This is a genomic window from Flavobacterium enshiense DK69 (assembly GCF_000498495.1).
Classification (GTDB): Bacteria; Bacteroidota; Bacteroidia; order Flavobacteriales; family Flavobacteriaceae; genus Flavobacterium; species Flavobacterium enshiense.
The window spans coordinates 1-9,062 of the sequence record NZ_AVCS01000029.1 but is presented as its reverse complement, the minus strand read 5'-3'; the positions used below and the strand labels follow the sequence as shown (position 1 = coordinate 9,062).

The window sequence follows — 9,062 nt, the reverse complement described above, 5'->3', positions numbered from 1 at the left end:
GTTTAGTTATTAAATTTCTCGGAGTAATTAAATTGTGACATCCAGTTTCACGTCGCGTCACGTCGGTTGCCGTTAACGTCCCGCCGGCTTTAAGAAGTGGCGGATTTTTTGTTACTGATGTTTACAAATATACCTAAAAGTTTGAAAGAAAGAAGTTGAAAAATAGGAGAGAAGTGCTAACACAGACCATTACCGATAAATCCCAAAACCCGCCATTTCTTAAAACCGCTGTTAGCAGCAGTTATTATGCTAAAGTTTGATTTAATTGTGATTCAACGGTGAAACAATCAAAACAAACGAAAGTATGGATTACCATGCAGTCTGCTAAATCGTATTTGTCACCAATCGAATCTATTTGTGCATAAAATGTCATCTCTTGTCCACAATCTTTACATTTTGGGAATTCTTCCTCTTTTAATCCATCAGGTTTTCCTCCTAAAAAATGCCTAGTTCCTGCAATATCATTCCATTTGTATCCAACAGCATATTTAGCTTCTTCTGTTTCAGGATTTGGTAACAATTTAATTTTGGGTATTTCCATTTGTGAATTTTTTCTATAGTTGATTTCGCAAAGTTTGGTCTAATTGCTGCTAACGTCCCGGGGCTTTATGCCGGTGGGGACTTTTATTACAGATGTTTACAAATATACCGAAAAGAGTAAAAGAAAAGCCTCACTTCGAAGAAGAAAGTGCAAACACTGACCTTTACCGATAAATCCTAAAACCCCACTTGCATAAAACCCTTGTTAGCTGCAGTACCTTTTAAAATTTAAATAATCCATTTTCATTTCTTCCGAATGTCGGAGTTAATCCCACAAAAACTCCCTTGGTTTTTAAATACATTTTGTCCATTTTTCGCACATCTATTGGAATGAGTATAAGAAAGGAATTCTCTAAGTAGTCGGTTTTGTAATTACCCTTGTATTGTAGTAAATCTTTTTTATAACCAGACTTTTGCAAAAATTTTTCTAGTAAAATCAATTTCGAATTTAATTTTTGAATCAAAATTTGGTGGCTGAAATTCTATATATTTTCCTTCAATCTTTCCAGATAGTTCTAAATAATCATTGTTTAGATCGAAAGGAAAATAAATTGTTAAATCGGTTCTGCCTTCGATACTTTTGCCTTCGTCAAATTCTTGAATTACAAAAATGGTAATTGGACTCTGGAAATCACTCTCATTGTCGAAAATCAGATTCTCAAAGTCAAAACCCATTTGATATACTGGTATTTTTTTCATATAATTCTAATTCTCGAAGTTTCCAAAATATTTTTTGCGTTCAAGGATTCAAATTTCTCTTGCAATGAATAATAAATTACTGCATACGGAGCTCTGACGATATCATAATTAAAAAGATAAGTATTCCGATTTGATGTTCTATTTAAGCGTATCCAAAGTCTTCTTACGTAATCTCGATTATGAATCCTTAAAATTCTCAATGAATAGTAATTTGATGGTGAAATTTTAAATTCAATGAGACATGTATTGGTTCCATATTTTGATTTAGCTCTTCCGGCACAAAGTGAAACACTTTGACCAACATAAAATCCCACTCCTAATTCACCACCTCCAAGTGTTAAATTAATATTTGCGGGCGGTCCCACAATACTATTGGCTGAATTTGTACTTGTTCCGTGATATCGTTTTATCATTTGAGTATTGTTTTCTGAGTTAGTGATGGTATTGCAGCTAACGTCCTGCCGGCTTTAAGAAGTGGCGGATTTTTATTACTGATGTTGACAAATATACCGAAAAGTTTGAAAGAAAAAGCCTCACTTCGGAGAAGAAAAATATTCACTGACCATTACCGATAAATCCCTAAAGCCGCCATTTCTTAAAACCGCTGTTAGTGGCAGGACAAATTCATTAACTGAGTTCTAAAATACATTTCAATAATATGCCAAACTATGAATAAAATTATACCTGTATAAAATAAATAGCCTTGCCATGTAAAGTATCTTTTCATACTGTTTGCATTTATTTTCCAAGCTTCTTTAAAAGCCTCAATACTTATTTCAATTTTCTCTAAGTTGTTGCCGACTTTTGGATCCTTTCCATTAATTATTTCAAAATAGCTATTGTTGTTATATAACGAACTGATTACATATTTTAAAAATTTTAACCCACAAAAAATACTAACGCTCCAACAAATTACGGCAATTGCAAGAGGAATTTGATAGATATTTAAAGTTTGATTGTCAGTTTTAAAAATTGAAAATCCAATTGCTGAAACCGATAATGCTATTAAATAATAAACATACTTTTCTTGCCTTTCTCTAAATTCTTTTTGGATTTCAAATCGTGTTTCACTCATTTATTTTCGTTCTGTTTGGATGTCTTGCCACTAACGTCCCGCCGGCTTTAAGAAGTTGGGGATTTTTGTTCCCAAACCATTCCATTAGGACTAAAGCCAAATATACAAAAAGCTCTTTCCATTAAACACCCAAACCCCAATTTCTTAAAACCGCTGTTAGTGGCTGCCGTTGATTTCAATTTTTGGATTTTCTAATTTAATTTGTGGATTTATCAGGTAGCGTGGATCGGGATTATTTCCTGTTTTTTTGAAAAATATATCCTTAATATTTTCATCTATTAAAGCTTTTTTTAACCTCGGCGAGACGTAAGTTTTAAAGGAAAATAAAGGCAATGAAAAAAGGTCCAATTCAATATCAAAACTGTCTTTTAGCACAATTTTCTCTGTTCTCCAACTGACAGTAAACAAGTCTTTCTCTTTAATAAACTTTTGAATGAGCGATTGCTTATTTGGATAGAGTTTATATAATTCATTAATTTCATTTGAAATCAATTTGTTTGACGCCCTAATTGAATGGAGATCTGAAATCGAGTTAATTTTTAAATCAATATTCTTTTCATTTCTAAAGAAAGTTATTTCACTTTTCTCAAAATCTATATGTTCGTAATAGTCGGAAATATGCTCACAATCATAATTGAACCAATAATAATTATAGCCTACTAACTTTTTAAACAGAAGAGTTTTTTCTTTTCTAAAAACTTGAGCTGGTAAATAATCGTGATTTGGTAATTTGTGTTTGTCCAATATGGCTTTGACTTTGTCGTTGATTATGAAATTATATAATGAGTGTACAAAATCATTTAATGAATTGAACTCTTTTTCTTTGTAAAGTTTTATCCAAATTGGTGGTTTTGTTTCCGGAAACTTTTTGTTATCAACAATATACTTCGAATAATGATGAACATTATAAGTTGACTCATAACATTTATCCATCATTTCACCAGCTGATGAATCATTTACAATTAAAATTTCGTATTCCATTAACGTTCTGTTTTTTTATGGTTGCCACTAACGTCCCGCCGGCTTTATGAAGTGGCGGATTTTTATTACTGATGTTTACAAATATACCTAAAAGACTGAATGAAAAAAGCCTCTTTCGGAGAAAGAAAAATATTCACTGACCATTACCGATTAACACTGAACTTAGCCATTTCATAAAACCGCTGTTATGGGCAGGTTATTATTTAAGATTATTCTTTGTTATAAATATTTTCAAAGGCATTTTATCAGTTTTAGTTTTGTACAAACTAATCTCTCCCAACATTTTGTTATGCTTTTTTTCTCTAATTATTACGCCAAATTTGTAATAGTCTTTTTTCCTAAGAGATATGTTGGAAAAATATATTGTATCATTTTTTATTGAATATTTACCTGTAGTTTTTTCAATTCCAAAACATACGTTACGTTGAAAGAAGTGATTGTTTTCTTTTAGTTTAAAAACAATTGAACAATCCGCGACTCCACCGCGTTCGGCAATTAATAAATCCTTGCCGTCAAGTTTTTCAAAATCTACAATTCCGTTTGGTTTGTAGAATGTCAACCCTAAAACAATTATTAAAACTACAATTGATATATTTCTCAGTTTGCTTGTAAACTTTTCTTTGATAGATTTAAATATCTGATAAAAGAAAATAAAGCAAAGGATTGCAAAAATTAAAATTAGTAACAGGGAGAAAAGCATAGCTAATTTTCCAATAATTCCTTCCCAATAATAATTTGTATTTACTATTAGAAAAAAGATGATCGTGCAAATTAGTAAAGTTTTGTTTTTCATGAAGTTGGTTTAACTTGCCCATAACGTCCCGCCGGCTTTAAGAAGTTGGGGATTTTTGTTCCCGAACTTTCCATTTGGACTGAAGTCAAATATACAAAAAGCTCGTCCCATTAAACACTAAAGCCCCAATTTCTTAAAACCGCTGTTAGCAAACGTTTTTAATATTTATTTTTATTCCATCGCTCTAAATTTTGAAATCTAGATTTTAATATTTTTTTCACTAACCAATTTTTATCTTTTATTTCAATATTTGATTTTTCAATGAATTCTTCTTTTGTAATTTCATCGTTTGTAAACTTACCATCATTATAGCATTCTTCACAAAAAGCTAAATTGTCTGTAGAATCTATTTCCTTTCCATATTTCCTTACAGATGTAAACTTTTTTCCACAGCTTTGACAAAATGGATAAAGTTTTTCATTAAGGTTTATTAATTCTTTTTTCTTTTCATCTGGCTCATCAAGCATCCATAAAAATATTCCAATTATAAAAAGTATGAAACCAATATTTTCCAATTCGGTATTGAGTTTGAAATAACTGTCCTTTAGTTTTTTCTCTTCATCCAATCTGGTTGAATATCGTTCAATTTTTTTGTCAATTATTTCATTTTTAAATTCATGGCGTTTATATTCAATCCAAAGTTTATTTATTGAATCACTTACAAATGATTCAAATTTTCCACCTGAAAGTGTTCTATTAAATGTGACTAAAGAATCTTTATCTAAACTAATTGGATTTTCAGTACCATATTTAATTGATAAGTTTTCAGCAACCAGTTTTATGTTTTCTAATTTATCTTTTAAAACGAGTTGACTTATTGAGCTTGAATCTTTTAATTGATTAAAGTTGTCAATTTTGGCAAAATAGTTTTTTTCTACATCACCACTGTTATAAAATGAATAGCCAATTAAGATTACTCCAATTAAGACAAGAAGTTTAGATATTTTATCTGGTATATTTATGTTCATAAAATGTTTGCTAACGTCCCGCCGGCTTTATGAAGTGGCGGATTTTTATTACTGATGTTTACAAATATACCTAAAAGACTGAATGAAAAAAGCTTCTTTCGGAGAAAGAAAAACATTCACTGACCATTACCGATAAAGACCGAACCCAGCCATTTCATAAAACCGCTGTTATAGGCAGTACTTTTACCAATCCGGTTTATATTTTAAAAAAGATTTTGGAATTTCAATAGCCTTATAGGTTGAAACATAACTATCATTCCTCAACTCAAAAGTGTCCTCGGAAATTTTGGTTAATTTTTCTTTTATAAAACATTGTCCGCATTGAGGATGTTTAAAATAGACTTGAATCACAAGATTGCCATTTTTTAGATTGTACAAGTAACTATCTGCTCGCTTTGGATTAAAAGAATCTATGTCTTGGAAATTAATATTATCGAATTCTGCAACTCTACCATCTTTGTAAAACTTAAGATAATTGTTTTTGTAATCAGGTATTGATACTGGATTCCCTACATTATCTCTAATAGATATTTCGTAATATATTTTTGTTGTGTCTATAATATTATAAACACTGTTGTCAGTATTTGGTTTTATTCTTTTGAGATTAAAATTCACCCTGTTTTGACCAAATTCATTTTTATGAGAACAACTAATTAGAATGCAAATCGAAATGAAAAATATTAATTGTTTGATTCTTATCATTAGACGACGATTTTTTTAGTATTGCCTATAACGTCCCGCCGGCTTTATGCTGTGGCGGATTTTTTATTACTGATGTTTACAAATATACCGAAAAGTGGAAAGAAAAAACTTCTTTTTAAAGAAGAAAAGCAAGCACAGAACAATCCAAAAAAATCCCAAGCCCCGCCATAGCATAAAACCGTTGTTATGCGATCGCTTTTTAAAACTTTATTTTATCTCTTTCGCATGAATATCTTGAAAGTTCTATGGGAATATATTCTTCTTGTTTGAGTATTGCATTTTCGGTTATTAGTTTCCCTTTATCTGTTGTTTTTATTCCAGTAGCGCTAACTGGATTAGTATTTAAATAAAATAGCTTTAACACCTTATTTGCTTTTTTACAAATTGGACAAATTATTTTTCCATTTGAATTTAATTTGTATTCTATTGGTAGTGAAAAAGTCAGTTTTAAAGAATCAGTTTTGATATTTACTATTCTTTTCAAAAAGATTGTATCATTTTTAATTCCTGTGCAGAAAAAATCAATTTTACCAGTTGGTTCTGGAATTAATGTTAATTTGAATTTACCAAAATTATCTGTAAATGTTTCCGCTAAGATAGTATTGTTAGTTTTTGCGAAAATTTTCAACCCATAAATATTTGTTTCAGATTTTTTAGGTTTCAATTGACCATAAATTTTCACTGAATTTTGACCGTATTTAAAACTTAAAAGAGTAGTAATAATTAAAATAGGAATAATACATTTTAGTATTTTTTTCATTTCGATTTTTATTCGATTCGTTTAGTAAAGTGTCGCATAACGTCCCGCCGGCTTTGTGGCAGGTGGGGATTTTTATTACTGATGTTTACAAATATACCGAAAAGACTGAAAGAAAAAAGTTGAAAAATAGGAGAGAAGTGCAAACACTGACCATTACCGATAAACACCCAAAACCCCGCTTGCACAAAACCGCTGTTATGCGAAGTTTTTTTTAATCATTAATGTTAATTGAAATATTACGAAAGATATAAATACACTCGAAAATGACAATACATCAATATCATTTTTGAATAGATTAAAATCATTGTTCACAAATATTGTTAAAACAAATACGATCATAAATAGCCATAGACTTAACGATAAAGTTATTGTAATAAGATTTCTTATAACAGATATAAGTACTAATGATATTATAATCGCTATTGCTGAATTTATTAGTAAATAAAGAGGAGCCATAACCACCATTTGACCACCACCTACTTTAATTTTTAAGATAATGGCGAATATTACGGCAGTTATGAAACTAAATGTGAGATAAGCAAATAAATTCTTAATTATAGGATTCATTTTTTAGATTTCGTTTACCCAAAATTTCGCATAACGTCCCGCCGGCTTTAAGAAGTTGGGGATTTTTATTCCCGAACCATTCCATAAGGACTGAAGTCAAATATACAAAAAGCTCGTTCCATTAAACAACGAAACCCCAATTTCTTAAAACCGCTGTTAGTGGCTGCCGTTGATTTCAATTTTTGGATTTTCTAATTTAATTTGTGGATTTATCAGGTAGCGTGGATCGGGATTATTTCCTGTTTTTTTGAAAAATATATCCTTAATATTTTCATCTATTAAAGCTTTTTTTAACCTCGGCGAGACGTAAGTTTTAAAGGAAAATAAAGGCAATGAAAAAAGGTCCAATTCAATATCAAAACTGTCTTTTAGCACAATTTTCTCTGTTCTCCAACTGACAGTAAACAAGTCTTTCTCTTTAATAATCTTTTGAATGAGCGATTGCTTATTTGGATAGAGTTTGTATAATTCATTAATTTCATTTGAAATCAATTTGTTTGACTCCCTAATTGAATGGAGATCTGAAATCGAGTTAATTTTTAAATCAATATTCTTTTCATTTCTAAAGAAAGTTATTTCACTTTTCTCAAAATCTATATGTTCGTAATAGTCGGAAATATGCTCACAATCATAATTGAACCAATAATAATTATAGCCTACTAATTTTTTAAACAGAAGAGTTTTTTCTTTTCTAAAAACTTGAGCTGGTAAATAATCGTGATTTGGTAATTTGTGTTTTTCCAATATGGCTTTGACTTTGTCGTTGATTATGAAATTATATAATGAGTGTACAAAATCATTTAAGGAATTGAACTCTTTTTCTTTGTAAAGTTTTATCCAAATTGGTGGTTTAGTTTCCGGAAACTTTTTGTTGTCAATAATATACTTCGAATAATGATGAACATTATAAGTTGACTCGTAACATTTATCCATCATTTCACCAGCTGATGAATCATTTACAATTAAAATTTCGTATTCCATTAACGTTCTGTTTTTTACGGTTGCCACTAACGTCCCGCCGGCTTTGAGAAGGTGGGGGATTGTTCTCCCAAAAGTATAAATTAAAGATTTAGTTTACAAATACAAAACCAACTTTAAATTTTGCCCTAAAGCCCCACTTGCTCAAAACCGCTGTTGGCTGTAGTTATTTATTTAAATATGTAGTTTTATAATCTTCATCCTTATAACTTTTATCTTTCATTAATTCATTAAAATGCGATTCCAGTTCATTTGGACTTTCTTGTCCCATTATGTTATTATAATTCGAATATTTTGTAAGTGCCATTTTCAAGGTGACTAGCATATTAAAATAATGCACATAAGCTTTTATCAATTCAATATCCTCTATTGGATTGAAATTAATTAGTGAAATTTTTTTGTCAATTTCTAAATACGGATAAAATTTCAGCAATTCTTTTTTTGGATAGTAATTATTGTGTTTTATAGAATTACAAATCAACCTTATTCTATCTCTATCTTCAAAAAGGTTTTTCTTATTTATGTAATCAATCCCTACTGATTTAAGTTCTTTAAAATTTGTATTATTGATGGCATTATAAAATTTTAAAATTTCATTTTCATAGTTTTCAATTTTATGATATAAACCAACATAAAACAATAATGTAATTTCATCTGAGAATTTATGATCTGGCTTTCCAATAATTTCGTAGACCCCTTTCATGAGTTCTTTTTCATTTTCAGTCTGCTCTTTTTTAAAATTTAATTCATAAAATTTTTCTGTAATGCTGAAAATTGAATCTACATATAAATTTTTAAATAGATCTAATTCTTGAATTATTTGAGTTGTTCTAATTTGAAATTGTATTTTAATTAGTAGGCCGCTAAAAAACTCTTCGCCAACTATTTCACCAAATTGTTTAACTGATGTTTCTTTTAAATCAATTAGTTTTTTTGCGAAATCTAATATTTCCATTTCGTTTTGTTATAATTACAGCCAACGTCCCGGGGCTTTGTGAA

Annotated in this window: 10 protein-coding genes; all 10 read right to left on the bottom strand. The window is 29.8% G+C overall.

The annotated features are described in order from the left end of the window. Window positions 1–244: 244 nt before the first annotated feature. The 10 genes from FEDK69T_RS14590 to FEDK69T_RS14525 all read right to left on the bottom strand — a co-directional run bounded on the left by FEDK69T_RS14590 (window position 245) and on the right by FEDK69T_RS14525 (window position 9,018). A complete protein-coding gene (locus tag FEDK69T_RS14590) occupies window positions 245–541 on the bottom strand; it encodes a hypothetical protein (protein ID WP_023574956.1) in 297 nt (98 codons plus the stop codon). Between the two features lie 398 nt (window positions 542–939). Next, window positions 940–1,239 (bottom strand): hypothetical protein, encoded by a 300-nt coding sequence (locus FEDK69T_RS14580; RefSeq protein WP_035631009.1) that lies wholly within the window; start codon window positions 1,237–1,239, stop codon window positions 940–942. 607 nt (window positions 1,240–1,846) lie between these two features. Continuing rightward, the gene (locus FEDK69T_RS14570; RefSeq protein ID WP_023574953.1) at window positions 1,847–2,314 is read right to left on the bottom strand and encodes a hypothetical protein; all 468 of its coding nucleotides are present in this window, start codon (window positions 2,312–2,314) and stop codon (window positions 1,847–1,849) included. A 156-nt stretch (window positions 2,315–2,470) separates the two neighbouring features. Beyond that, the gene (locus tag FEDK69T_RS14565) at window positions 2,471–3,295 is read right to left on the bottom strand and encodes a hypothetical protein (protein ID WP_023574952.1); all 825 of its coding nucleotides are present in this window, start codon (window positions 3,293–3,295) and stop codon (window positions 2,471–2,473) included. A gap of 199 nt (window positions 3,296–3,494) precedes the next feature. Further along, on the bottom strand, window positions 3,495–4,088 hold the full coding sequence (locus tag FEDK69T_RS14560) for a hypothetical protein (protein WP_023574951.1): 594 nt from the start codon (window positions 4,086–4,088) through the stop codon (window positions 3,495–3,497). A 158-nt stretch (window positions 4,089–4,246) separates the two neighbouring features. Next, the gene (locus FEDK69T_RS14555) at window positions 4,247–5,056 is read right to left on the bottom strand and encodes a zinc ribbon domain-containing protein (RefSeq protein ID WP_023574950.1); all 810 of its coding nucleotides are present in this window, start codon (window positions 5,054–5,056) and stop codon (window positions 4,247–4,249) included. Between the two features lie 183 nt (window positions 5,057–5,239). Beyond that, complete coding sequence (locus tag FEDK69T_RS14550; RefSeq protein ID WP_023574949.1) at window positions 5,240–5,758, bottom strand: hypothetical protein; 519 nt, start codon at window positions 5,756–5,758, stop codon at window positions 5,240–5,242. 199 nt (window positions 5,759–5,957) lie between these two features. Beyond that, window positions 5,958–6,518, bottom strand: coding sequence for a hypothetical protein (locus FEDK69T_RS14545; RefSeq protein WP_023574947.1), 561 nt, complete (start codon window positions 6,516–6,518; stop codon window positions 5,958–5,960). A gap of 723 nt (window positions 6,519–7,241) precedes the next feature. Continuing rightward, window positions 7,242–8,066 (bottom strand): hypothetical protein, encoded by an 825-nt coding sequence (locus FEDK69T_RS14530; RefSeq protein ID WP_023574944.1) that lies wholly within the window; start codon window positions 8,064–8,066, stop codon window positions 7,242–7,244. Window positions 8,067–8,229: 163 nt separating this feature from the next. Then, complete coding sequence (locus FEDK69T_RS14525; RefSeq protein ID WP_023574943.1) at window positions 8,230–9,018, bottom strand: hypothetical protein; 789 nt, start codon at window positions 9,016–9,018, stop codon at window positions 8,230–8,232. Window positions 9,019–9,062: the final 44 nt, after the last annotated feature.

What these genes read in the sequence shown, in the direction of transcription:
- FEDK69T_RS14550 (WP_023574949.1), bottom strand. Translation starts at nt 5,758, where the DNA reads ATGATAAGAATCAAACAATTAATATTTTTCATTTCGATTTGCATTCTA.
- FEDK69T_RS14525 (WP_023574943.1), bottom strand. Translation starts at nt 9,018, where the DNA reads ATGGAAATATTAGATTTCGCAAAAAAACTAATTGATTTAAAAGAAACA.
- FEDK69T_RS14590 (WP_023574956.1), bottom strand. Translation starts at nt 541, where the DNA reads ATGGAAATACCCAAAATTAAATTGTTACCAAATCCTGAAACAGAAGAA.
- FEDK69T_RS14570 (WP_023574953.1), bottom strand. Translation starts at nt 2,314, where the DNA reads ATGAGTGAAACACGATTTGAAATCCAAAAAGAATTTAGAGAAAGGCAA.
- FEDK69T_RS14555 (WP_023574950.1), bottom strand. Translation starts at nt 5,056, where the DNA reads ATGAACATAAATATACCAGATAAAATATCTAAACTTCTTGTCTTAATT.
- FEDK69T_RS14580 (WP_035631009.1), bottom strand. Translation starts at nt 1,239, where the DNA reads ATGAAAAAAATACCAGTATATCAAATGGGTTTTGACTTTGAGAATCTG.
- FEDK69T_RS14545 (WP_023574947.1), bottom strand. Translation starts at nt 6,518, where the DNA reads ATGAAAAAAATACTAAAATGTATTATTCCTATTTTAATTATTACTACT.
- FEDK69T_RS14565 (WP_023574952.1), bottom strand. Translation starts at nt 3,295, where the DNA reads ATGGAATACGAAATTTTAATTGTAAATGATTCATCAGCTGGTGAAATG.
- FEDK69T_RS14530 (WP_023574944.1), bottom strand. Translation starts at nt 8,066, where the DNA reads ATGGAATACGAAATTTTAATTGTAAATGATTCATCAGCTGGTGAAATG.
- FEDK69T_RS14560 (WP_023574951.1), bottom strand. Translation starts at nt 4,088, where the DNA reads ATGAAAAACAAAACTTTACTAATTTGCACGATCATCTTTTTTCTAATA.